Here is a 21,961-nt window from a genome sequence, read left to right on the forward strand (position 1 = left end):
TCCGGGCGCGGCGGTTTCGCAATTGCAGGACGTACAGGCCTGCCAGAACGCATTCTCGCTGCCGAAGGGCTGGCAGGTGCAGGCCGCTGGCGAACAGCGCTGGCTGTTGAAAGGCACCGGCGAGCGCCCGCTGCAGGTCACCTTGCAATGCATTACCGAGCTGTGGGCTGGCCCGGAAGATCCGGTGACCGATTCGGTGCTGGGGCCGTTGGAGCCGAAGCGGATGAGCGCAGCGATGGCCGATTGGGGTACTGCGAAAGCATCTGGTTACCCGATGCACGCCTTTCAACGGCGCATCGTGCCCGGCACCGAGGTGCAGGAAATCGCCGAGCTGCCGCGCGCCGACCGCGCCAACCCCAACGCACCGCACGGCCTGCTGATGCTGCGCTGGGATGAGGAAGACCCCTCACATATTCAACAACGCGAGGCGTTCATCGCCACGCTGACGCAGAGCCTTGAAGCGCCGGGCGCTGCGAAAAACACCACTGGAACGGCACCATGACCAACATCCATAACGACAAGATCCTCATCCTCGATTTCGGCGCGCAGTACACGCAGCTGATCGCCCGCCGCATCCGCGAACTGGGCGTCTACTGCGAAATCTGGGCCTGGGACCACAATCCGGCCGAGATCGCCGCGTTTGGCGCCAAGGGCATCATCCTGTCCGGTGGCCCGGAATCGACCACGCTGCCGGGCGCCCCGGCCGCGCCGCAGGAAGTGTTCGACAGCGGCCTGCCGATCTTCGGCATCTGCTACGGCATGCAGACCCTGGCCGCGCAGTTGGGCGGTGCCACCGAAGCCGCTGACCAGCGCGAGTTCGGCCACGCCGAAGTGAACGTGATCAACCCCGATGCACTGTTCAAGGGCCTGAGTGACCACGGCGGCGAGCCGAAGCTGAATGTCTGGATGAGCCACGGCGACCACGTCTCCGTTGCGCCGCCGGGCTTCACCATCACCGCCACCACCGACCGCATTCCGGTGGCCGCCATGGCCAACGAAGAAAAGCGCTGGTACGGCGTGCAGTTCCACCCGGAAGTGACCCACACCCTGCAGGGCCAGGCGCTGCTGCGCCGCTTCGTGGTGGACGTGTGCGGCTGCCAGACCCTGTGGACCGCCGCCAACATCATCGACGACCAGATTGCCCGCGTGCGTGAGCAGGTGGGCGATGACGAAGTGATCCTGGGCCTGTCCGGTGGCGTTGACTCGTCCGTGGTGGCTGCGCTGCTGCACAAGGCCATCGGCGAGAAGCTGACCTGCGTGTTCGTGGATACCGGCCTGCTGCGCTGGCAGGAAGGCGACCAGGTGATGGCGATGTTCGCCGAGCACATGGGCGTAAAGGTTGTGCGCGTGAATGCCGCCGACCGTTACTTCGCCGCGCTGGAAGGCGTGAGCGACCCGGAAGCCAAGCGCAAGATCATCGGCAACCTGTTCGTTGAGATCTTCGACGAAGAGTCGAACAAGCTGAAGAACGCCAAGTGGCTGGCGCAGGGCACCATCTACCCGGACGTGATCGAGTCGGCCGGCAGCAAGACCGGCAAGGCGCATGTGATCAAGAGCCACCACAACGTGGGCGGCCTGCCGGAGCACATGAAGCTGGGCCTGGTGGAACCGCTGCGCGAGCTGTTCAAGGACGAAGTGCGCCGCCTGGGCGTTGAGCTGGGCCTGCCGCGCACCATGGTCTACCGCCATCCGTTCCCGGGCCCGGGCCTGGGCGTGCGTATCCTGGGCGAAGTGAAGCGCGAATACGCCGAGCTGCTGGCCAAGGCCGATGCCATCTTCATTGATGAGCTGCGCAAGGCGGATCTGTACGACAAGACCAGCCAAGCGTTTGCCGTGTTCCTGCCGGTGAAGTCGGTGGGCGTGGTGGGTGATGCGCGCGCTTATGAGTGGGTGATTGCGCTGCGGGCCGTGGAGACGATTGATTTCATGACCGCGCATTGGGCGCATCTGCCGTATGAGTTCCTGGGGACGGTGAGCAACCGGATCATCAATGAGTTGCGGGGGGTGTCGCGGGTTGTTTATGACATCTCGGGGAAGCCGCCGGCTACTATTGAGTGGGAGTGAGTTGAAAGAACGAGGGCGCCGAGAGGCGCCCTTGTCGTTCTAGGGGAGGGGCGAGCCTATCAGTTGAGTTTAATGGGCGGGCCTAGCTGGGGCGTTGACGACCGTTGAGCGCTGATACAATCTCGCGGGTAACCACTTCGCCAAGGTCCTGACTCGTAGAGCCACAGCTTGCGAAGTATCAAGCCCGTCGTGCTGACAGCCGAGTTTTGGGGCGGGCTGGATTAATGGCTTCGAGAATGGGAGGAGGCGCGATGGAACGGATGTGGATGGTTCGCGGCGATGGCGGCAACTTGTATGACGCTTTTCGAGAGCGCGGTGTCGTTGCTGTGGGTTGGAATCAGCTCGCTGCTCACGCCAAACCTGGCGTTGGTCGAAAACAGCTGATCGCCCTCTATCAGGCAGCTGAGCCCCAGGCCAAGCATGGTACGGTAGTGTCAGGCGCTTCTCAGGTGTGGCGCTTCGTCAACGACATTCGAGATGGCGATTGGGTTGTTACCTATTCTCCTTCAAACCGCATTTACTCGATCGGTAGGATTGCTGGTCCCGCTACGCATCATGCCGATTGGGCAGAGCAGGGCTTGCCTTTAGCCCGAGATGTTGACTGGCGCGCGCAGGAATTGCCGCGCGATCGTTTGGGCACCGGTACAAAGAATAGTCTTGGTTCCACCTTGACGTTGTTCGAGGTGCCGCGAGTTGCTGCTGCCGAAGTTCTCGCCGCTCTTCAGGGGCAGCCGGCCCCGATAGCTGATGATGAGGCTGAGGAGGTCGTGACAGACCCCTTGGCTGACATCGACTCTCAGGCGGTGGAGCGAATCAAAGATCGTGTGAACGAACTTGATTGGGACGATATGCAGCAGTTGGTGGCCGGTATCTTGCGCGCCATGGGCTACAAGACCCAGGTCTCTCCGCCCGGTTCAGACCGAGGCAAAGACATTGTTGCCTCGCCGGATGGGTTTGGCTTCGAACATCCGCGCATTGTCGTAGAGGTTAAGCATCGTAAGGGGCAGATGGGGAGTCAGGAAGTTCGCAGCTTCCTTGGTGGTCGGCATAAGGATGATCGCGGGCTCTACGTAAGTACTAGTGGCTTCACCAAGGACGCACAGTACGAAGCAGATCGCGCCTCCATTCCGCTGGCCATGTGGACGCTGGAACATGTGGTTCGCGCGCTGATTGAGCACTACGACGCTACCGACGCCGAGACCAAACGAATTATTCCGCTAAAGCGGCTGTACTGGCCCGCCTGACACCGGAGAAAGGATAGGTAATTCCCATAGAACAGAAGATCGAACAACGCATCGAAAGATCCGTTGCCATTGACCGTGACTCTCTCAATCGGGGTCTGCTTGAAGCGCTGGTTCGGCACGGCAGTATCTTCCAACGCCCTAAGCGGTATCTCTGGGTGAAGGCCCGGCCGCCTTGAACGAGAACGTTTTATCCTTGCGCAAATCGATCGCCGAGCCATAAGCGGCTACCAAGCGAGAAGCCAGTGAAACTAGCAAGGAAGACAGACATGACGCAACACGGGACAAAAGCATGAAACCCATAGAACAACAATTCTTCAACGACCTGGAAAAGAAGCTCTGGACTGCCGCCGACAAGCTGCGCTCCAACCTCGATGCCGCCGTATACAAGCACGTCGTGCTCGGGCTGATCTTCCTCAAGTACGTCTCCGATACTTTCGAGGAACGGCAGCGCGAATTGCGCGAACAGTTCACCAACCCGGATCATGACTACTACATGGATCCGGACGAGTACGGCGGAGCAGACACCCAGGAGTACGAAGAAAACATCGCCGTCGAGCTGGAAGTACGTGACTACTACACCGAGAAGAACGTGTTCTGGGTCCCGGTGGAAGCGCGTTGGCAAACCCTGCGCGATTGCGCGCAACTGCCGCCCAAAGCGGCGCTACCGTGGAACAAGCCGGGCAAGGACGAGCCGGAGGAAATGCGCTCGGTCGGCTGGCTGATCGACAACGCCATGGAGGCTGTCGAACGCGAGAACGCCCGCCTGAAGAACGTGCTCAACAAAGACTTCGCCCGCGTGCAGCTCGATTCCAGCAAGCTGGCCGGGCTGATCAGCCACTTCTCGGGTACCGACTTCAGCGCCAAGGAGTACAAGGGCCAGCCGCTGGACCTAAAATCCAAGGACATCCTCGGCCACGTCTACGAATACTTCCTCGGCCAGTTCGCCCTGGCCGAAGGCAAGAAGGGCGGCCAGTACTACACTCCAAAGAGCATCGTCACCCTGATCGTGGAAATGCTCCAGCCGTTCAAAGGCCGCGTTTACGACCCGGCCATGGGCTCCGGTGGTTTCTTCGTGCAAAGCGAGGAGTTCATCGAGCAGCACGGCGGCAAGGCAGCCAACGGCAAGAGCGGGCAGATCAGTGTCTACGGGCAGGAGAGCAACCCTACCACTTGGCGATTGGCCGCGATGAATATGGCCATCCGTGGCATCGACTTCAACTTCGGCACTGGCCCGGCCGATACCCTGTCAAACGACCTGCACCCGGACCTGCGCGCCGATTTCGTCATGGCCAACCCGCCCTTCAACATGAAGGAATGGTGGAACGAAAAGCTGGCCGCCGATCCGCGCTGGATCGCCGGTACGCCGCCGCAGGGCAACGCCAACTTCGCCTGGTTGCAGCACATGCTCTGGCACCTGGCTCCCACCGGCAGCATGGCGCTGCTGCTGGCCAACGGCTCTATGAGTTCCAACACCAACAACGAGGGCGAAATCCGCAAGCGGTTGGTCGAGGACGACTACGTGGAATGCATGGTCGCGCTGCCCGGCCAGTTGTTCACCAACACCCAGATTCCGGCTTGTATCTGGTTCCTGACCCGCGACAAGCAGAACGGCTTTGCGCTGGACAAGAAGAAGCGCGACCGGCGCGGTGAGTTCCTGTTCATCGACGCCCGCCAGTTGGGCTACATGAAGGATCGCGTGCTGCGCGACTTGACGCCTGACGACACTCAGAAAATAGCCGATACCTTCCATGCCTGGCAGCAGGGCGAGGAGTATGAAGATGTCCCGGGATTTTGCCATTCTGCCAAGCTAGACGAAATCCGCAAGCATGAGCATGTGCTGACGCCGGGACGGTACGTGGGCACAGCGGAGCAGGAAGAAGACAGCGAGCCCTTTGCCGACAAGATGCAGCGGCTGACGGCGCAACTGGCGGAGCAGTTTGTGGAAAGCTCCAAGTTGGAGGCGGCAATCAGGAAAAATCTGGAAGGATTGGGCTATGCAGTCTGATGATAGTTGGAAAGAGTTCAATCTGGGTGATGTGATTGAGTTGAAGCGTGGTTACGACCTTCCAAAAGGAAAGCGATCTGTAGGGGCTGTTCCTATAGTTTCATCATCTGGCATATCAGATTTCCATTCAGAAGCAATGGTCAAGGGTCCTGGCGTTGTGACGGGGCGATATGGAACGATAGGTGAAGTCTATTATATTGATGGCGATTTTTGGCCGCTAAACACGACGCTCTATGTTCGCGACTTCAAAGGGAGCGATCCTCGCTTCATTAGTTATTTTCTAAGAACTCTGGATTTTCAGGCTTACTCAGATAAGGGGGCCGTTCCGGGGATTAACAGAAATCACCTTCACTCAGCAAAGGTGAGGATTCCTGCGCTGCCTGTACAAAAGGCGATCGCTAGGATTCTGGGCGCGCTTGATTCGAAGATTGATCTCAATCGCCGCATCAACCAAACCCTCGAAGCCATGGCGCAAGCCATCTTCAAGTCCTGGTTTGTCGATTTCGACCCGGTAAAGGCCAAGATCACCGCCATCGAACAAGGCCAAGACCCGCTGCGCGCCGCCATGCGTACCATTAGCGGCAAGTCCGACGCCGAACTCGACCAGATACCCCGCGAGCAGCAGGACCAACTCGCCGCAACCGCCGCCCTGTTTCCCGATTCAATGCAAGAGTCGGAGTTGGGGGAGATTCCGAAGGGGTGGGCAACAAGCGCACTTGGTAGCGTCACAGATTATCTGAATAGAGGGATTTCTCCGAAGTATCTGGAGAATGGTGGCGTTCTTGTTCTCAATCAAAAGTGCATTCGTGATTTCAGGGTGGATGAGTCGAAAGGGCGGCGGCACGATCCAACTCAAAGGAAAATTGATGGTCGAGCACTCGAATTGGGAGATGTGCTCGTTAACTCAACTGGCGTCGGCACGTTGGGTCGAGTTGCGCAAGTGCTTTGTTTGAATGAATTAACAATTGTGGACTCTCACGTTACAGTTGTTCGAGCGAGCCACCAGCTCAATGCCTCATATCTGGGCCAATACATCATCTGGAAGCATCCTGATATCGAAGCGATGGGGGATGGCTCTACGGGCCAGACCGAACTATCAAGAGCGAAACTTTCTGAGTTGCCTGTTCTGACGCCGCGCGAGAATGTATTGAAGGCGTTTGATAATCTGATTTCGCCGCTAAATAATGAAATTTCGGTAAACGATCGTGAATCTGTGAAACTCACCGAGCTGCGCGGCATTCTCCTCCCCAAGCTCCTCTCTGGCGAGCTGTCTGTCAGTGATGTGAGTAAACTTTCTAGTACCACCGGAGCTGCCTGATGGACATCAAGAAGCTCCGCGAAAACAAACTAATCGTCGACAAGGTCGAGGAGGCTTTGCAGGCGGCGTACTCATCCAACGGGGGTTTTAACGCCGTGCTGGACGAAGCGGATCCTCTTGCATTCAGGAGCTTGAAAGACCCCGAGAATCTGTACGCCTATCCGATCAGTGAGATACTGTACTGGGCAGATCGCGATGCCTATCTCGATGAATTAGACCATTGGGAAGGTCGGTGTCAAGTCAGTCAACATGAAGAAGCAAGCCAGTTCATCAAGCAGTCTGATCAAGTAGCTGTGTTTCTCGATCTGGTAGATGCTGTTCGTTTAGGACGAATCGCCCCCTTTGTCGGGGCCGGGATATCCAAAGCGTGCGGCTATCCTATGTGGGGTGAGGCATTACGCAAAATAGCGCAAAAGCTTAATGGCGTAGAGAAGCAGGATGTTGAGCCTTTGATGGCGCAATTCGAATACCTGCAAGCTGCACAATTACTATACGACGCAGCAGCAGATCAGGTAAAGCACTTCATCAAGACGGAGTTCCGCCAACGTGCAGGAGCGATTGCAGGGCCAGTCCTTCTATTGCCCGAATTGGCACAAGGTTGCATCGTCACGACCAACTTCGACTCAATGATCGAAGATCTTTTCCAACAACGTGGTCAGGCGCTAGATGGGTATATGTATGGAATGCAGCCTGGGAATGCTTTCGTTCAGCGTTTGCTGCGCGGTGAGCGATGCATCTTAAAGCTGCATGGCGATGCGCGTCAGGACAACACATATGTCTTTACACAAGAGCAATACCGGATTGCCTACGGCGAGCCTCTTTCATTCCAAAATCAGTTGCCGCGGGCACTGCGACAGATTTTCATAAGCCATTCCTTGTTGTTCCTTGGTTGTAGTTTGGAGCAAGACAAAACTCTTGAATTGTTCAAATCAGTCGTTGACGAGGCTGCATTCGAAATACCTGATCACTTCGCCCTGCTCAATGAGCCGGCTACACCGCAAGAGCGCGCTCAGAAAGAGGCTCGGTTACTACAGCTGAAAATTCGGCCTATATGGTATTCAGTATCTGTTTCTGACGATGGAAGCCGCGATCACGGTTTGTTGGAGCAAATTTTGAGGCTTGCGATTGCTGTGTCGCGCCGGCAAGTAGCATTTGAATGAGTCACTTAAACATAGGTTTTCCCATGGTAAATGAACAGCGGCTCGAAGAATTATGTTTGGAGTGGTTTCAAGCAATCGGCTGGCGTTTTGAAGCCGGCCCCGATCTCGCTCCAGATGGCGAGCAGCCCGCACGCGCCGACTACCGCCAAGTGGTGCTGCGTGAACGCCTGCTGGCGGCGCTATCCCGCATCAACCCCCATGTTCCCGCCGCGGCGCTGGAGCAGGCGGCGCACGAACTTCTGACGGTTAGCGAGCCCCTGCTGATCGCCCGTAACCGCCGCGTGCATCGGCTGCTGCTGTCCGGCGTCCCCGTCGAGTTCTCCGAAGGCGACGAAAAGCGCACCGATCTGGTCAACCTGATCGACTTTGCCGAGCCACGCAACAACGATTTCCTGTTGGTTAGCCAGTTCACCGTAACCGGTACCAAACAGCCGCGCCGCCCCGATCTGGTGGCTTTCGTCAACGGCCTGCCGCTGGCGGTGATCGAGCTGAAGAACCCGGCCAACGAGCAGACCGACATCTGGGATGCCTTCAATCAGATCCAGACCTACAAGGAAGAGATCGGCGACCTCTTTAACACCAACGTGGCGGTGGTGGTCAGCGACGGCTTCACGGCGCGCCTGGGTTCGTTGACGGCCAACCAGGAGCGCATGCAGCCCTGGCGGGCGATTGCCAATGAGGACAACCGGCCGCTGCTGGAGTTTGAACTGGAAACCATGGTGCGTGGCTTCTTTGAGCCTGCACTATTCCTGGATTATGTCCGCCACTTCGTGCTGTTCGAGCAGGATGCCGATCAGATCATCAAGAAGATTGCGGGCTACCACCAGTTCCATGCCGTGCGCGAGGCGGTGAAAGCCACGGTGATCGCCGCCAGCAACCCGAACAAGGGTCTTCTGGAAGTGCAGGAGCCGCGTGCCACCTATGGAAAGGAAGTACAGCCCGGCAGCCGCAAGGCCGGTGTGGTGTGGCATACGCAAGGCTCGGGCAAGAGCATCACCATGGCCTGCTACGCGGGCAAGCTGTTGCAGCAGCCAGAGATGAAGAATCCAACGCTGGTGGTGGTGACCGACCGCAACGATCTCGACGGTCAGCTTTTCGGAACTTTCTGCGCCGCCGAGGACCTCCTTAGGCAGGCGCCGGAGCAGGCCGGCAGCCGCGAGGAGCTGCGCGAGATGCTGGCTTCGCGTGAGGCCGGCGGCATCATCTTCACCACGGTCCAGAAGTTCGCCCTGCTGGACGATGAGGCACTTCACCCGTTGCTGTCGGATCGCAGCAATATTGTTGTGATCTCCGACGAGGCACACCGCAGCCAGTATGGCATGAAGGGACGGCTGGATACCAAGACCGGCAAATACGTGTTCGGCTATGCCAAGCACATGCGCGACGCGCTGGCCAATGCCACCTTCATCGGCTTTACCGGCACGCCCATCGCCCTGGAAGACAAAGACACTCGGGCAGTGTTCGGCGACTACGTCAGCATCTACGACATTCAGGACGCGGTAGACGATGGCGCCACGGTCCCAATCTTTTACGAAAGCCGTCTAGCTAAGCTGGACGTGAACCAGGCCGAGATCGACGCACTCAATGCCCAGGTAGATGAGGTCATCGAGGACGAGGAAGACATCACTGCCCGCGAGAAGACCAAGAGCGATTGGGCGGCGCTGACCAAGCTGGTTGGTGCGCGATCGCGTCTGGAACAGGTTGCTGCCGACTTGGTGCAGCACTTTGAGACGCGCACGGCCACGCTGGAAGGAAAGGCGATGATCGTGTGCATGAGCCGCGACATTTGCGTGGAGCTGTACGATGCTATCGCGGCCCTGCGCCCCGACTGGCACGATGCCGACCCGGAGAGGGGCGTCATCAAGGTAGTGATGACCGGGTCGGCAGCGGACAAGCCCTTGCTGCAGCCACATCTGTACAGCCAGCAGGTGAAGAAACGCCTGGAAAAGCGCTTCAAAGACCCGGCAGACCCGTTGAAACTGGTGATTGTACGCGACATGTGGCTGACTGGCTTCGACGCGCCCTGCTGTCACACCATGTATGTGGACAAGCCCATGAAGGGCCACAACCTGATGCAGGCCATCGCCCGCGTCAACCGGGTGTTCCGCAACAAGCCCGGTGGATTGGTCGTAGATTACATCGGCATTGCCAACGAGCTGAAAGCGGCGCTCAAGACCTACACCGAATCCAAGGGCAAGGGCGATCCTGCGCACAGCGCGGCGGAGGCCCTGGCTGTGTTGCTGGAGAAGCTGGACATCGTGCGCGGGTTGATGCACGGCTTTGATTACAGCGAGTTCGAAACGGATGCGCTGCAACTATTGGTGCCAGTGGCCAACCATATCCTGGGTCTGAAGGACGGCAAGCAGCGCTTCCTGGATGCCATGCTGGCGGTGAGCAAGGCGTTTTCCCTGTGCAGCACGTTGGACGATGCTGGCACCCTGCGCACGGAAATTGCCTTCTTCGCTGCCGTCAAGGCTGCCATCGTCAAGTTCACCACGGTGGATCGCAAGCGTTCCGACGCGGACAAGAACAGCGCGCTCAAGCAGATTCTGGACAACGCCATCGTGGCGGACGGGGTGGCAGACATCTTTGCGCTGGCGGGCCTGGACAAGCCCAACATCGGCCTGCTTTCAGACGAGTTCCTAGAAGACGTGCGGCAGCTGAAGAGCCGCAATCTGGCGGTGGAACTGCTGGAGAAGCTTTTGCGCGACGAGATCAAGGCGCGGGCGCGCAACAACGTGGTGCAGGAGAAGAAGTACGGCGACCGGCTGCTGGAAACCTTGCGCAAGTACCACAACCGGGCGGTAGAGACGGCGCAGGTCATCGAGGAGTTGATCCAGATGGCCAAGGACTTCCAGGCGGCCCTAGACCGCGAGGCGGTATTGGGGCTGAGTCAGGATGAGATAGCCTTCTATGATGCCTTAGCCAACAACGAAGGTGCGGTTCGGGAGTTGGGTGACGACACTCTAAAGAGCATTGCAATCGAGATCACGGAGAAGCTGCGCCATAGCACCACGGTGGATTGGCAGGTGCGTGAAAGCGTCCGCGCTAAGTTGCGGATTCTGGTGCGACGTACCCTGAAGAAATGGAAGTACCCACCGGTAGGTGAGGATGCCGCGATCGAACTGGTGCTTAAGCAGGCGGAATCACTGTCAGACGCGTGGTCAAAGTAGACGCATGTTTAAAGAATCAGGGCACCGATAGGCGCCCATGTGATCTAGCGAGGATCTGGTGGATCACTCCGGCCTAACCTCCCGACAAGCCCACTCAACCAACCCCCGGCAAGCCAGAAATAGCCCATCCACCACCCCCTCATCCAAATGCCGCTCCGGCTCCGCTGCCACTCGGCAGCGATCCGCCGCGTGCAGCACCTCCAGCACCGTAAGCGCCCCCACCATCGCGCGCTCGCTCTTCGCCAGGCTCACACGGCGGCCGGGTGACACATCGTTCTCCGGCCAGGGCAGCCCGTCGGCTCCCTCACCCGCGCGAATGCGCTTGAGGATGCCGAGCAGGGAGTTCAGGTCGGGCAGGGGGGTGTCGTCGTTGATGGGCTCAACAACGGTGTACGAGGAAAAGGTGTCGGATTCGTTCATGGCGTCGGCTTCCGTGGCTGTGCTTAACAGCGCCACCGCGAAGGGTGGCGGACGATGCGTGGCTGCAAACCGGAAGAAGCGACGTCATAAGACCGGCGGGCCCGAGGGCCCCCACGCACCGCCCGCCATACAGGCCGACGGATTGCCCGCCAGCACCGGTTAAGGACGGTGCCGACGGGCAAGCGCAAACTACAGACATCGCTTTCTTCGGGTTTGCAGACCCGACCACCCTTTGTCGGTGGCGCGCCATGGTGTTTACGCCGCCGCTTCGAATGCCAATAGAAATTCGCGAAGGAATCGCGGAATCCGAGAGCGAAGAACTATTGTTGCACGCACCATTCGTGCAGCACGCGACGCCAGCAGACGCATTCGCGCAGCTGCTCTGCTGATGGCGAATCAAACTGGCGCAATCGCCCACGCCACAAGCGAATAGCGCGACAGCCTTCTTTGCAACAGTTCTTAATCCGCACCGAGTGGCAACGGCGCGTGATCAGCCACACGCCCCAAAAAGCGGTTCAAACCCGACATCGCCAGCGAACCTCGCGGCCTCAGCCAGCGCCATCCTCAGCAGGCCCCGCATTCCCTACCAGCAACTCAATCATCGCCCGCGCCGCGGCCGACTGCCGCCGATGCGGTGCATAGATCACCGAGAACGGCCGCGATCTCCCCCGCAGCTGCGGCAGCACCTCCACCAGCTGCCCACGCTGCAATCGCTCCCGCACGATGAACGCATAGCTCTGGCAGATGCCGATGCCCTGTTCGGCCAGCGACACCACGCCCAGCACATCGTCGGAGGTCTCGATGGACGAACGCGGCAGCCAGTCCACGTCGCGCCCGCCGTCGCGGAAGATCCACGGCGCCAACCGCCCGGTGCGCGGCATCACGAAGGGCAGGCACAGGTGCTGCTGCAGGTCGTCCAGCGTCTGCGGCGTGCCGCGGCGCTGCAGGTAGTCCGGCGCGGCCACCAGCAGCAGTGGGGCGTCTTCCAGCTTGCGCGCCACCAGCCCGCTGTCCGGCAGCTGGCCCAGGCGGATGGCCAGGTCGAAGCCTTCGGCCACCAGGTCCACGTTGCGGTTGGTGATGTTCAGTTCCACCTGCACCTGCGGGAATTGCTGCGCAAAGCGCGCCAGCACGGGCGGCAGCCGGTAGTGGCCATAGGTGGTGGGCACGCTCAGGCGCACGCGGCCGGCCAGCGCACCGTCCTGGCCCAGTACGTCGCGCTCGGCGTCGTCCAGCAGGCCGAAGGCGGTGCGCACCTGTTCCAGATAGAGCCGCCCGGCGTCGGTCAGGCCCACGCGGCGGGTGGTCCGCTGCAGCAGCTGCCGGCCCAGCCGCGCTTCCAGGCGGGTGACCGCGCGGCTCAGCACCGAGGGCGTGGTGGACAGCGCCACGGCGCCGGCCGTGAACGAGCCGTGCTCGACCACCGCCAGGAACACCTCCACATCGCCGAGGTAGTCGAACTTGCGGCTCATTTGGCTCTCCGGAGAACAGATGTTTTGCAGTGGGGCCAATTTATCGCCGCTGGGGCGATGAATAAAGTGGCGGCCATTGCCCGATAGGAGTCCCCATGAACCTGATGACCCGGCTGGCCGCAGCGCTGGCCCTGACCCTGGCCGCCAGCGGCGCGCATGCCGCCAACGTGCTGGTGGTGCTGTCCGACGAAAACCACCTGGACCTGAAGGACGGCAAGGTGCTGTCCACCGGCTTCTATCTCAACGAGCTGATGCAGCCGGTAAAGCTGCTGCTGGACGCGGGCCACGAGGTGACCTTCGCCACGCCGCAGGGGCGGGCGCCGACGGTGGATGCGTCCTCGGTGACGCCGGCGTACTTCGGCAACGATGCCGCGCAGCTGAGACTACACAAGGACCTGCTGGAGAAGCTGGCGCTGACCTCGCCGACGGCCTCGCCGGTGGTCAGCCTGGCGCGCATTGAGCAGCAAGGCTACGCGCGTTTCGATGCGGTCTATATTCCCGGTGGCCACGCGCCGATGCAGGACCTGCTGAAGAGCCCGGCGCTGGGCCGGCTGCTGGCCGACTTCCACCAGCGCAACAAGACCACCGCGCTGGTCTGCCATGGGCCGATCGCACTGCTGTCCACGCTGCCGGATGCGGCGGGTTTCGTGGCGAAGCTGGAAGCGGGTGCGATGCCGGCTACCCCGAAGTGGATCTACAGCGGCTACCAGATGACGGTGATCAGCAACCAGGAAGAGGAGCAGGCCAAGCCGCTGCTGGGCGGCGGTGAGATGAAGTTCTACCCGCAGACCGCGTTGGAGCGGGCGGGTGCGCGGTTCAGCAGCAACACTACGCCGTGGACCGGACATGTGGTGGTGGACCGCGAGCTGATTACCGGGCAGAACCCGGCTTCTGCGCTGGAGGTGGGGCAGCGGTTGGTGGAGCGGTTGAAGTAAGGGGGCTACGAAGCAGGGTGCCGGCCTTGTGGGCCGAGGGGCCAGCGCCTCGGCCTGTCTGTGGAAGTGCCAGCGTGGTCGGCAGAGCGGGCATCAGCCCTTCGCGAGCGCTGCCCCTGACAGATCTTCAATCTGGGAAAGCGCGTGACGCGTCGCAGCCCAATCGCCGGCGTGCCTGATTGCCACGCCGCCCGCTGCTGTCCAGGCATCACAGTTCGCTTCGAAATCGTCGATCAGAACATCGCCTGGCTGGTGCATGAAAAGAGGCTTGTGCCTGCCGCCGAGCACAGGCAAGACCAGGCAGGTTGCTGACAGGTGTTCGCGGACCCACTGCCGCTTCTGCATGGCAGCGAGTGGATAGTTCGATTTCGGGCAGGCCGTGAGAATCACCGGGTTCAAGTGGTGGATGCTGTGGAAGAACTCTACTGCACCGTGCATCGGCGGAAGGTCGCGGAAAAATGACGGGTGGTTGTTGATGTGCCCCCACATTTCATCGTCGGCAAGCACGCGGTGGTCCAGGCCAAACAGAGCGGGAAATGCCGCGTCGAAGTCGGCCATCACGCCATCAAGATCTACGTAGATGGTGCGTCGGGATGCACTCGATCCACCGGTGTGCCAGTTCGCGAGCGGGTCCATCATCGGTATTGACTTCACATCATCAGCGTTCATTTACGCGCTCTCCTCTCAAGAGTGGGCTTTCATCTTCATCCGTTCCCCAGGAGCGGGGCAAAGTGTTTGGCGATCGCGACAGATATGGCAGCAATCGCGATGCTGCCGGCGTCGGTCCAGAGCGAAAGAGTGATGGCCTGCAACCCCGCCAATGCGGAACGCCAGAGTGACTTTTGAGTCCATCAGGCGCTGCTGCAGCGGGACGGTGCACCGCGCCGTAACAAAACAATATGGGCGCCACCAACCAGAATTGAAACTGAGATGGGCATCGCCTCACGGCGACTCCGGGCGGTTGAAACCGCAACCGGCACGCTTGAAACGCGGTATATATCGCGGCGATTCTTCAAAGGCATGCCGAGTGGCTGCTCTGGCCGTTGGCCAAGACGCATGGCCCCAGCCACTGGTTCATTTCGCCAACCAAGGAGCAATCTGGCGCGCTGGTGATTGGATAATCCCCAAGCGCCACGGAAAGGCCGAATGGGGATATGCCTGTGGCGCTCGTTCCAGGCTGATCCAGGAACGTCACTGAACATGGATGTTCAGGCGCACTCAATATATCACGCCGACCAGCGCCAGCGACTTGAACCCGCTCGATCTCCAGCAGTTTGATTGGGCAGGGCAGGGCAGGGCCGGCATGGCACCATGATGGGCTGGCCTCGTCCTTCCGGCCGGGGCCGTTTTCCCAGGGAAGCCCACCAACACGACATGCGAACGTCCATCCTCTTCACCTTCTCCGCCCTGTGCCTTGGCCTGCTGTCCGGCTGTGCCAGTGGCCCGGAGGAGCACGCCTCAAGCCGCGAGATCACGAGTGCGTTCGTGGCCGACGACGGCCAGCTGTACCTGTTGCCGCGCTATGACGAGCCGATGCGCTTCAATGCAGCGCCGTTCCGCGAGTACCGGGCGCTGATGGACAGCCCGCTGCGCGAGGCGGTGGCCTGCGCGCAGATGTACTTCCATGAGGATTGGCGCGACCCGGCCAACAAGGCCAAGGTGCACGGCAGCTATGCGCTGCTGCTGCGGCCGGAGCAGGTAACGGCAGAGCAGGCCGCACAGTTCAGGCTGGAGCGGATTGAGGTCCCCCCGCGTGAGGCAAAGGCCGTGGAGGAGCGGTCGCGCTACTACCTGCCGATGGACCGGACCCGCTACGCGCTGGCGTTTGACCGCGCCTGCAATCTTTCAAGGAAGGGCGGCAGCTATTACAGCGCGCTGTTCGAGGGCGAAGGCGAGCGGGTGCAGTTGCCGGATGCTGCGGCGCTGGCGGAGAAGGGGAAGCTGGCACAGCCGATCAATGCGCGGGCGCAGCGGATCCTGCCGGAGAGGGAGGACAAGCCGGGTGCGGGTTCGGCGGCGGGCAAGGTGCTCGGCGCGGCGCTGATCCCTGTGGCCGTGCCGGTGTTTGTGCTAAGCCTGCCGTTCCTGGGGCCGGATCATTGGAAGTGAAAAGGCGTTGGGGGAGAGTCATCCACGCATGGCGTGGATCTACTTGGGTATCGCCTGAAAGTTCATCCTGGAGATCTGTGTGCCTAGCACGCTGGAAACTGTTTTGAAGACTGTAGGTTTCATTGTCCTCGCGGCCCTTCCGTTGGTGATCCTCTGGTTCACCCTTCGGCGGATGTCAGCAACTGCTCGCTCGTCCGTGAAATCGGGGCTGCATTTGCATGCCCCGCGCCGGATTTCCGGCAGGTCCATGACCTTGGTGATGGTGGATGGAAAAGAGGATCGGGAGCACTACTTCTTTGATGCGGAGTCCTTCTACCTGCGGCGTGGGCCGGTGCCCACGGCGGTTCCGCTTTCGCAGATCAACTCAGTCACTCGCACCTCCGATAAGATCTACGGACGTTATGTCTGGCAGGTGTGCTTCAGCAAAGCATCGGGCAGAAAGTGCGTGACGTTTACCAACAATCTGACGCTGTTCAATCGGGATTTCCTGCTGTTCCTTGAGGCCGTGCGGAAGGCCAACCCGCTGGCGACCGTTGATCGGGCAGGCATCCGCTTCTAGCTGTGGGCCGACTTGAGGGTGTCAGTTAAAGCGGCGAGCCGGTGACGCTACACTGGCTGCCTGTGCCCGATGGAAGCTCACCCATGTTCAGTGGCAAGGTTGCGGTGGTCACCGGCTCCACCAGCGGTATCGGTCTTGGCATTGCGACCGCGCTGGCCCGGCAAGGCGCGGACATCGTGCTGAACGGCTTCGGCGATGCGGCGGAAATCGAACGCATCCGTTCCAAACTGGAAGCCGAGTTCGGCGTGCGCGTGGCGCATGACGGCGCCGACCTTTCCCATGGCGAGGCGGTGCGCGGGATGATCGATCGCGCCGTCGCGACGATGGGGCGCATCGACATCCTGGTAAACAACGCGGGCATCCAGCACACCGCGTCGATCGAGGAATTCCCGGTCGAAAAGTGGGATACGATTCTGGCGCTGAATCTCTCGGCGGTGTTCCATGCAACGGCGGCGGCCTTGCACCACATGAAGCAGCAGGGCGCCGGCCGCATCATCAACATTGCGTCGGTGCACGGGCTGGTGGGCTCGGTGAACAAGTCGGCCTACGTGGCGGCCAAGCATGGCGTGGTGGGGTTCACCAAGGTGACCGCGCTGGAGAATGCGGGTACGGGCATTACCGCCAATGCGATCTGCCCGGGCTGGGTGCGGACGGCGCTGGTCGAGCAGCAGATCACCGCGTTGGCCGAGCGCGAAGGCACGGATCAGGAGACCGCCGCGCGTGAGCTGCTGGCTGAGAAGCAGCCGTCGTTGCAGTTCGTGACGCCCGATCAGCTGGGTGAGACGGTGGTGTTCCTGGCCTCGGACGCGGCGGCGCAGATCACCGGAACGGCGCTGCCGGTGGATGGGGGCTGGACGGCGCGCTAGCTGGCTGGCTGCGCCTTGCGCTGCAGCATCGGCAGTGCCACCAGCGTGGCGAGGAGGGTGAACAGCACCAGCGACGAGCCTACTGTGCCGAAGCCCAGGCCGCCCTTTTCCAGCGGTTTGGTGAGCAGGTCGCCGAAGGTGGCGCCAAACGGGCGGGTGAGCACGAAGGCGATCCAGAACAGGATGACCCGGTTGATGCCCTTGATGCGGCTGGCCAGTGCGGTAAGCGCGATGAGGCTGCCGATCAGCAGTGCGCCGCCGGTGAAGCCCAGCCCGGAATCGTCGGCGAGGAAATCACCCAGCGCGGTGCCGAGCGTGTTGGAGAACAGCACGGCGGTCCAGTAGAAGCCTTCGGCGCGGCGCGATGCGATGTTGCTGACCGAGATCGACTTTTCCGACACCTGCCAAGCCAGCAGCACCAGCGCCAGGCAGCCGGCCAGCAGACTGGCGCCGGCGGCGTAGCCCAGGCCGAGCGTGCGGTCGATCAGGTCGGACAGGGTGGTGCCGGCAGTGCTGGTCGCCAGCACCACCGACCAGAACAGCACCGGATGGAAGCGCCGCGCCGACAGTTGCAGGCCCAGCAGGCCGGCGAAGATCGCCAGCAGGATGGCCGAGCTGGCCACGTAGCCCAGGTTGAGCGTCATCGACAGCAGATCGCCCGCAGTCTCGCCGAGGGTGGTGGCGGCGATCTTCATCACCCAGAAACCGAGGGTGACCGCCGCCACTTTGCTGCGCAGGGAATCTGCGTCTGAAGCGCGCATCGAACGTCGCCTGGGGAGCCCGCGGGTGATGCTGTGGCGGGCGGCGTCGGAGTGCAGTCGGAACCAGGTTTGGCGAGGGTGAGCGTGGGGGCGGCGTTCAGCCGGCGCTGGCGGGGGCCGAAAGGCGCGGCAGCAGGGCGCCCCAGTCGGCCACGAAGCAGCCGTCGCGGCCGCGGTTGCATTCGGTGATCCACGCGTCCAGCGATTCGCTCTGTGCGCGGTAGCCGCTGACATCGCCCAGGACGGCGAAGTGCAGGCGGTAGTTCACCAGCATTTGCAGCCATTGCCCGGCCATGCCGGAGCGCAGCTCGAAGAAGTCTGCCGAAAGGCGCTGCACCGGCACGGCGATCCACTCGGCCTGGTGCCCAAGGGCATCGCCGACCAGGTCGCGTAGGGCGCCGGCATCAAGCATCGGGCCCTGCGGGTCGACGCGCAGGATGCGGGTGGTGCCGATGTGTTCCAAGTGTGGGTGCATGACGCTCTGAAGTCCGTATCGTCCTTCCAGTATGGCCGTGGAAGGGGAGCGACGGCGAGCGGTTGCAGCATGAATCTGGCGAACGAACGCGCTAGGCTGCGCCCGGCACCTGCACGACGCAGGTTCATCGAAACGGGGAAGGGCATGGCAGGGTGGAGGAGTCGTTCGTTGTTGATGGCGGTGCTGGTGTGCTCGGGTCTGCCGGCTGCGGCCGCCGAGCTATGCACGGCCAGTGCCTACGGTGACGGACAGGGCAACATCGTGGTGCTCGGCGCACCCGCTGCGGCACCGGCCACGGGGCAGCGCTATCTGATGCTGGACGGGCGACGTGGCGCCACCGGTGATGCCAACGCGCCGGTGAGCTGCAGCGACGATGTGGTCAGCTTCAGGTCGTCTGCGGGAGGCAAGCAGCGCTGGCAGCGACTGCCGACCCGCGATACCGATGCACCTTTCATCAGCGCGGGAACCAAGCTGGTTGGGCAGTTGATCGAGCCGGCAGGGCCGGCCGACCCGACGCGACCGCTGGTGGTGCTGGTGCACGGCTCGGAACGCACGATGGCGGCGGCGGCCATCTACCAGCGCATGCTGGTGGCGCAGGGGATTTCGGTCTTCGCTTACCAGAAGCGTGGGACCGGCGATTCGGAAGGCGAGTACACACAGAACTTCGAGCTGCTGGCCGACGACGCGGCGGCGGCGCTTGCCAAGGCGCGCGAACTGGCGAGAGGCCGGTTCGGCCGCGCCGGCTACTTTGGTGGCAGCCAGGGCGGCTGGATCGCGCCGCTGGCGGCGACCCGCTCGCAGGCGGATTTCGTGGCGATCGGCTTCGGGCTGGTGGTGTCGCCCATCGAGGAGGACCGCGAGCAGTTGTTCGACGAGGCACGGCGCATGCAGCTGGATGCAACGGCGATGAAGCAGGTCGGCCAGCTTTCAGACGCGACCGCGCAGTTGATGCGCACGCATTTCACTGAAGGGTTCGAGGCGCTGGCGAAGGTGCGTACGCAGATCGGTGCCGCACCGTGGGCAAAGAACATCAGCGGCGAGTACAGCGGCGACATGCTGCGCATGAGTGACGCTGACCTGCGCCGGATCGGTCGCGCGCGATTCGACAACCTGGAACTGATCTGGGACTACGACGCCGAGGCCGCGCTGCGCCGCCTGAAGGTGCCGTTGCTGTGGGTGCTGGCCGAGCAGGACCGCGCCGCGCCGATTGCCGCCACGCGTTCGATCCTGTCGCGCCTGCGCGCGTCGGGGCAACCGATCGACACCTACCTGTTCCCGGATACCGACCACGGCATGGTCGAGTTCCGCACCGATGCCGAGGGCAACCGCGTGTCGACGCGGATCACCGACGGCTACCTGCGCCTGCTGGCCGATTGGATCAAGCAGGATGTGCGTGGCAGTTATGGGCGTTCGCGCAGATTGAGCGATTGACCGGCCAGGGAGCGCTGGCGGCGGGTGGCGCTCCGCCGCCGATTGCGGCACGACTCAGTTCGGCTTCGCAAACACATCCAGCCCCTTGCCGGTCTCCAGCAGCGACTTCAGGCTCGACAGCACGATCGGCCAGCCCTGGCGGATGCCGGTATCCATGCCGCTGCCAGGTTCCAGCTCCTCATGGGTAACCGTCAGCCGCACCATGTCCTGGTAGGGCACGATCTCGAAGGTCACCCGGCTGTAGGCGTCCGGGTTGTCGGCCTGCGAGGCGGCGGCCCAGGTGATGACCAAGCGCGAGGGCGGGGTGCTTTCCACCACTTCGCCGACCAGCTCGACCGAGCGCGTTTCGTTGGCGCGCACGTGCTGCCAGCGCGAGCCCGGTTTCCAGTCCGAGACGTTCTCGTGACCCCAGTAGCGACTGGCGATCTCGGGGCGGGTGATGGCCTCGAACACCTTCTGTGGCGTGGACGCGATATAGATCACGTGGATGAAGCGGGTTGACTCTGCGGACATCGTCATTCTCCTTCCAGTTCGCGTTTCAGGTCATGCAGCAGGCTCAGGCGCTGCTGCTCGAACTTGCGTACCCAGCGCTCATAGACTTCATGCAGCGGCACCGGATTGATGAAGTGCAGCTTCTCGCGGCCACGGCGCACGGTGCTGATCAGGTTGGCGTCTTCCAGCAGGCCCAGGTGCTGGGTGACCGATTGCCGGGCCATGTCCAGGTGTTCGCACAGCTGGCCCAGCGTCTGCCCGTTGTCCTTGCAGAGCAGATCCAGCAGCGTCCGGCGCGTGGGATCGGCCAGTGCCTTGAACACCTTGTCTGCGTCGCGCAGGTGGTCTACCGCCATGGGGAGGTCTTCAATTCCAGTTGTCGATCCTGACGTCGTGTGGGTTGGGCTGGCCCTTGCCGGTTTCCAGCAGTGCCTTCAGGCTCATCAGGAACACCGCCCACTTGGTGCTGCAGTGGGAGGTGAACTCGACACGCTCCTTCCAGCCTTCGTGCGTGAACAGCACGATGCAGTAGTCGCCTTCCTGCTTCAGCGCGAAGCGCGCGTAGGTGCCGATCCATTCGGCGGGGCCGGCGAGGAACCGCCACAGCACGAGCTCGCCTCGAACAAGCTGCTCAAGCTTCATCTCCATGGCGCCGATTTCCTGGCCGTTGTTGGTGAAACGGACCTTGACCGTGCCGCCGGCTTCGCGGTCGCCGTGCGCGTCTTCGGCCCACCAGGCGGCCACGCCTTCGGGGGTGGCCAGCGCCTGGTACACCTGGCTTGCGGGGGCCTTGATGCCGACCCTGTGTGCGATATCCACCATTGCAGGTTCCTCGCGATGGGCCGGCAGGCGCCGCCCTTGAGTGGACTATATGCAGGTAAATGCCTGCATGTCAAACCCCGCCACGAACGCCCGGGCGTGGTAGTGCCGGCATCCCGGTGGCGTTGGGTGCGTGCAGTTGCCGGCCAGCGGCCGGCACTACCGGGGCGATGCTTCAGTTCTCGCCGTCCTGAAGGGCGGCATGCAGTTTGTCGGTGATCCGCTGCAGTGCGGCACGATCATCCGCGGAGAGATGGTCGAGAAAATACCGGCGGACACCGGCGGCGTGTACCGGCCGTGCCGCGCGCAGCTGCGCGTGCCCTTCTGTGGTCATGCGGATCACTACGACGTTTTCGCTGTCGGTATCGCGTTCGATCAGGCCACGGCCCGCCATGCGGGTCAGCTGGTGCGAGAGGCGCGTCTTGTCCCATTCCAGGTAGTCCAGCAGTTCGCGCTGGCGGCGGCAGCGATCCTTGGACTGGTTCAGCTCCATCAGCACGATGAAGTCGGCCCTTGAGAGCCCGGTGCTGCGGGTGATGTCCTGGACGATGCGGCCGGAGGTGATTTCTGCCATGCGCCGGAAGCCGCGCCAGGTGGCCCATTCGTCGGGTGTGATGCTGGGGGAGGTCATGGCCGAACGTTGCCGGGCAATGGTTGA

Annotated in this window: 21 protein-coding genes; 12 read left to right on the forward strand and 9 right to left on the reverse strand. The window is 61.8% G+C overall.

What is annotated here, in order from left to right; genetic code table 11:
• Window positions 1-22: 22 nt before the first annotated feature.
• The 7 genes from AC5P5W_RS04040 to AC5P5W_RS04070 all read left to right on the forward strand — a co-directional run bounded on the left by AC5P5W_RS04040 (window position 23) and on the right by AC5P5W_RS04070 (window position 10,964).
• A complete protein-coding gene (locus AC5P5W_RS04040; RefSeq protein ID WP_197576143.1) occupies window positions 23-502 on the forward strand; it encodes a hypothetical protein in 480 nt (159 codons plus the stop codon).
• Complete coding sequence (gene guaA, locus AC5P5W_RS04045) at window positions 499-2,064, forward strand: glutamine-hydrolyzing GMP synthase (RefSeq protein WP_005413109.1); 1,566 nt, start codon at window positions 499-501, stop codon at window positions 2,062-2,064. The genes AC5P5W_RS04040 and guaA overlap by 4 nt, the downstream gene beginning before the upstream one ends.
• Before the next feature lie 251 nt (window positions 2,065-2,315).
• A complete protein-coding gene (locus tag AC5P5W_RS04050; protein ID WP_197574351.1) occupies window positions 2,316-3,308 on the forward strand; it encodes a restriction endonuclease in 993 nt (330 codons plus the stop codon).
• Between the two features lie 289 nt (window positions 3,309-3,597).
• The gene (locus AC5P5W_RS04055; RefSeq protein WP_197574352.1) at window positions 3,598-5,313 is read left to right on the forward strand and encodes a class I SAM-dependent DNA methyltransferase; all 1,716 of its coding nucleotides are present in this window, start codon (window positions 3,598-3,600) and stop codon (window positions 5,311-5,313) included.
• Window positions 5,303-6,631 (forward strand): restriction endonuclease subunit S, encoded by a 1,329-nt coding sequence (locus AC5P5W_RS04060; protein ID WP_197574353.1) that lies wholly within the window; start codon window positions 5,303-5,305, stop codon window positions 6,629-6,631. The genes AC5P5W_RS04055 and AC5P5W_RS04060 overlap by 11 nt, the downstream gene beginning before the upstream one ends.
• Window positions 6,631-7,791 carry an SIR2 family protein gene (locus AC5P5W_RS04065; RefSeq protein WP_197574354.1) on the forward strand — a complete coding sequence of 387 codons (1,161 nt, stop codon included), beginning with the start codon at window positions 6,631-6,633 and terminating at the stop codon, window positions 7,789-7,791. Before AC5P5W_RS04060 ends, AC5P5W_RS04065 begins: the two co-directional genes overlap by 1 nt.
• Before the next feature lie 23 nt (window positions 7,792-7,814).
• Window positions 7,815-10,964: a type I restriction endonuclease subunit R gene (locus AC5P5W_RS04070; RefSeq protein ID WP_197574355.1), complete on the forward strand. Its 3,150-nt coding sequence runs from the start codon at window positions 7,815-7,817 to the stop codon at window positions 10,962-10,964.
• Window positions 10,965-11,027: 63 nt separating this feature from the next.
• Here the strand turns inward: AC5P5W_RS04070 and AC5P5W_RS04075 are convergent, their stop codons facing one another.
• Window positions 11,028-11,384 carry a hypothetical protein gene (locus AC5P5W_RS04075; RefSeq protein WP_197574356.1) on the reverse strand — a complete coding sequence of 119 codons (357 nt, stop codon included), beginning with the start codon at window positions 11,382-11,384 and terminating at the stop codon, window positions 11,028-11,030.
• 548 nt (window positions 11,385-11,932) lie between these two features.
• A complete protein-coding gene (locus AC5P5W_RS04080; RefSeq protein ID WP_197574357.1) occupies window positions 11,933-12,856 on the reverse strand; it encodes a LysR substrate-binding domain-containing protein in 924 nt (307 codons plus the stop codon).
• Between the two features lie 95 nt (window positions 12,857-12,951).
• On the opposite strand from AC5P5W_RS04080, the gene AC5P5W_RS04085 reads away from it, so the two are divergent.
• Window positions 12,952-13,791, forward strand: coding sequence for a type 1 glutamine amidotransferase domain-containing protein (locus AC5P5W_RS04085; RefSeq protein WP_197574358.1), 840 nt, complete (start codon window positions 12,952-12,954; stop codon window positions 13,789-13,791).
• Window positions 13,792-13,884: 93 nt separating this feature from the next.
• On the opposite strand, the gene AC5P5W_RS04090 is transcribed toward AC5P5W_RS04085, so the two are convergent.
• Entirely contained in the window at window positions 13,885-14,460 is a 576-nt protein-coding gene (locus AC5P5W_RS04090) for a 5' nucleotidase, NT5C type (RefSeq protein WP_197574359.1), read from the reverse strand.
• Window positions 14,461-15,165: 705 nt separating this feature from the next.
• Here AC5P5W_RS04090 and AC5P5W_RS04095 point away from each other — a divergent pair.
• The 3 genes from AC5P5W_RS04095 (at window position 15,166) to AC5P5W_RS04105 (ending at window position 17,325) form a co-directional block, all read left to right on the forward strand.
• Window positions 15,166-15,900 (forward strand): hypothetical protein, encoded by a 735-nt coding sequence (locus AC5P5W_RS04095; protein ID WP_197574360.1) that lies wholly within the window; start codon window positions 15,166-15,168, stop codon window positions 15,898-15,900.
• A 79-nt stretch (window positions 15,901-15,979) separates the two neighbouring features.
• Entirely contained in the window at window positions 15,980-16,459 is a 480-nt protein-coding gene (locus AC5P5W_RS04100; RefSeq protein ID WP_481440653.1) for a hypothetical protein, read from the forward strand.
• A gap of 83 nt (window positions 16,460-16,542) precedes the next feature.
• Window positions 16,543-17,325 (forward strand): 3-hydroxybutyrate dehydrogenase, encoded by a 783-nt coding sequence (locus tag AC5P5W_RS04105; protein ID WP_197574361.1) that lies wholly within the window; start codon window positions 16,543-16,545, stop codon window positions 17,323-17,325.
• On the opposite strand, the gene AC5P5W_RS04110 is transcribed toward AC5P5W_RS04105, so the two are convergent.
• Complete coding sequence (locus AC5P5W_RS04110; protein WP_197574362.1) at window positions 17,322-18,086, reverse strand: COG4705 family protein; 765 nt, start codon at window positions 18,084-18,086, stop codon at window positions 17,322-17,324. The two genes, AC5P5W_RS04105 and AC5P5W_RS04110, sit on opposite strands and share 4 nt — an antisense overlap.
• A 97-nt stretch (window positions 18,087-18,183) precedes the next feature.
• Complete coding sequence (locus tag AC5P5W_RS04115) at window positions 18,184-18,561, reverse strand: DUF4180 domain-containing protein (protein ID WP_197574363.1); 378 nt, start codon at window positions 18,559-18,561, stop codon at window positions 18,184-18,186.
• A 144-nt stretch (window positions 18,562-18,705) separates the two neighbouring features.
• Here AC5P5W_RS04115 and AC5P5W_RS04120 point away from each other — a divergent pair, with 144 nt between their 5' ends.
• Window positions 18,706-19,992, forward strand: coding sequence for an alpha/beta fold hydrolase (locus tag AC5P5W_RS04120; RefSeq protein WP_197574364.1), 1,287 nt, complete (start codon window positions 18,706-18,708; stop codon window positions 19,990-19,992).
• Between the two features lie 54 nt (window positions 19,993-20,046).
• On the opposite strand, the gene AC5P5W_RS04125 is transcribed toward AC5P5W_RS04120, so the two are convergent.
• The 4 genes from AC5P5W_RS04125 to AC5P5W_RS04140 form a co-directional block, all read right to left on the reverse strand.
• Window positions 20,047-20,505 carry an SRPBCC family protein gene (locus AC5P5W_RS04125; protein ID WP_049440748.1) on the reverse strand — a complete coding sequence of 153 codons (459 nt, stop codon included), beginning with the start codon at window positions 20,503-20,505 and terminating at the stop codon, window positions 20,047-20,049.
• Window positions 20,506-20,507: 2 nt separating this feature from the next.
• Complete coding sequence (locus AC5P5W_RS04130) at window positions 20,508-20,840, reverse strand: ArsR/SmtB family transcription factor (RefSeq protein WP_014646883.1); 333 nt, start codon at window positions 20,838-20,840, stop codon at window positions 20,508-20,510.
• A gap of 10 nt (window positions 20,841-20,850) precedes the next feature.
• Window positions 20,851-21,306 carry an SRPBCC family protein gene (locus tag AC5P5W_RS04135; RefSeq protein ID WP_111205497.1) on the reverse strand — a complete coding sequence of 152 codons (456 nt, stop codon included), beginning with the start codon at window positions 21,304-21,306 and terminating at the stop codon, window positions 20,851-20,853.
• 172 nt (window positions 21,307-21,478) lie between these two features.
• Window positions 21,479-21,934 carry a MarR family winged helix-turn-helix transcriptional regulator gene (locus tag AC5P5W_RS04140; RefSeq protein WP_032958112.1) on the reverse strand — a complete coding sequence of 152 codons (456 nt, stop codon included), beginning with the start codon at window positions 21,932-21,934 and terminating at the stop codon, window positions 21,479-21,481.
• Window positions 21,935-21,961 lie beyond the last annotated feature (27 nt).

The organism is Stenotrophomonas sp. YJH_SMC_123 (assembly GCF_059368215.1).

Coding starts and splice junctions, on each gene's coding strand:
- AC5P5W_RS04055 (WP_197574352.1), top strand. CDS start 3,598: ATGAAACCCATAGAACAACAATTCTTCAACGACCTGGAAAAGAAGCTC.
- AC5P5W_RS04095 (WP_197574360.1), top strand. CDS start 15,166: ATGCGAACGTCCATCCTCTTCACCTTCTCCGCCCTGTGCCTTGGCCTG.
- AC5P5W_RS04085 (WP_197574358.1), top strand. CDS start 12,952: ATGAACCTGATGACCCGGCTGGCCGCAGCGCTGGCCCTGACCCTGGCC.
- guaA (WP_005413109.1), top strand. CDS start 499: ATGACCAACATCCATAACGACAAGATCCTCATCCTCGATTTCGGCGCG.
- AC5P5W_RS04075 (WP_197574356.1), bottom strand. CDS start 11,384: ATGAACGAATCCGACACCTTTTCCTCGTACACCGTTGTTGAGCCCATC.
- AC5P5W_RS04070 (WP_197574355.1), top strand. CDS start 7,815: ATGGTAAATGAACAGCGGCTCGAAGAATTATGTTTGGAGTGGTTTCAA.
- AC5P5W_RS04105 (WP_197574361.1), top strand. CDS start 16,543: ATGTTCAGTGGCAAGGTTGCGGTGGTCACCGGCTCCACCAGCGGTATC.
- AC5P5W_RS04060 (WP_197574353.1), top strand. CDS start 5,303: ATGCAGTCTGATGATAGTTGGAAAGAGTTCAATCTGGGTGATGTGATT.
- AC5P5W_RS04115 (WP_197574363.1), bottom strand. CDS start 18,561: ATGCACCCACACTTGGAACACATCGGCACCACCCGCATCCTGCGCGTC.
- AC5P5W_RS04120 (WP_197574364.1), top strand. CDS start 18,706: ATGGCAGGGTGGAGGAGTCGTTCGTTGTTGATGGCGGTGCTGGTGTGC.
- AC5P5W_RS04125 (WP_049440748.1), bottom strand. CDS start 20,505: ATGTCCGCAGAGTCAACCCGCTTCATCCACGTGATCTATATCGCGTCC.
- AC5P5W_RS04080 (WP_197574357.1), bottom strand. CDS start 12,856: ATGAGCCGCAAGTTCGACTACCTCGGCGATGTGGAGGTGTTCCTGGCG.
- AC5P5W_RS04065 (WP_197574354.1), top strand. CDS start 6,631: ATGGACATCAAGAAGCTCCGCGAAAACAAACTAATCGTCGACAAGGTC.
- AC5P5W_RS04140 (WP_032958112.1), bottom strand. CDS start 21,934: ATGACCTCCCCCAGCATCACACCCGACGAATGGGCCACCTGGCGCGGC.
- AC5P5W_RS04050 (WP_197574351.1), top strand. CDS start 2,316: ATGGAACGGATGTGGATGGTTCGCGGCGATGGCGGCAACTTGTATGAC.
- AC5P5W_RS04135 (WP_111205497.1), bottom strand. CDS start 21,306: ATGGTGGATATCGCACACAGGGTCGGCATCAAGGCCCCCGCAAGCCAG.
- AC5P5W_RS04130 (WP_014646883.1), bottom strand. CDS start 20,840: ATGGCGGTAGACCACCTGCGCGACGCAGACAAGGTGTTCAAGGCACTG.
- AC5P5W_RS04090 (WP_197574359.1), bottom strand. CDS start 14,460: ATGAACGCTGATGATGTGAAGTCAATACCGATGATGGACCCGCTCGCG.
- AC5P5W_RS04110 (WP_197574362.1), bottom strand. CDS start 18,086: ATGCGCGCTTCAGACGCAGATTCCCTGCGCAGCAAAGTGGCGGCGGTC.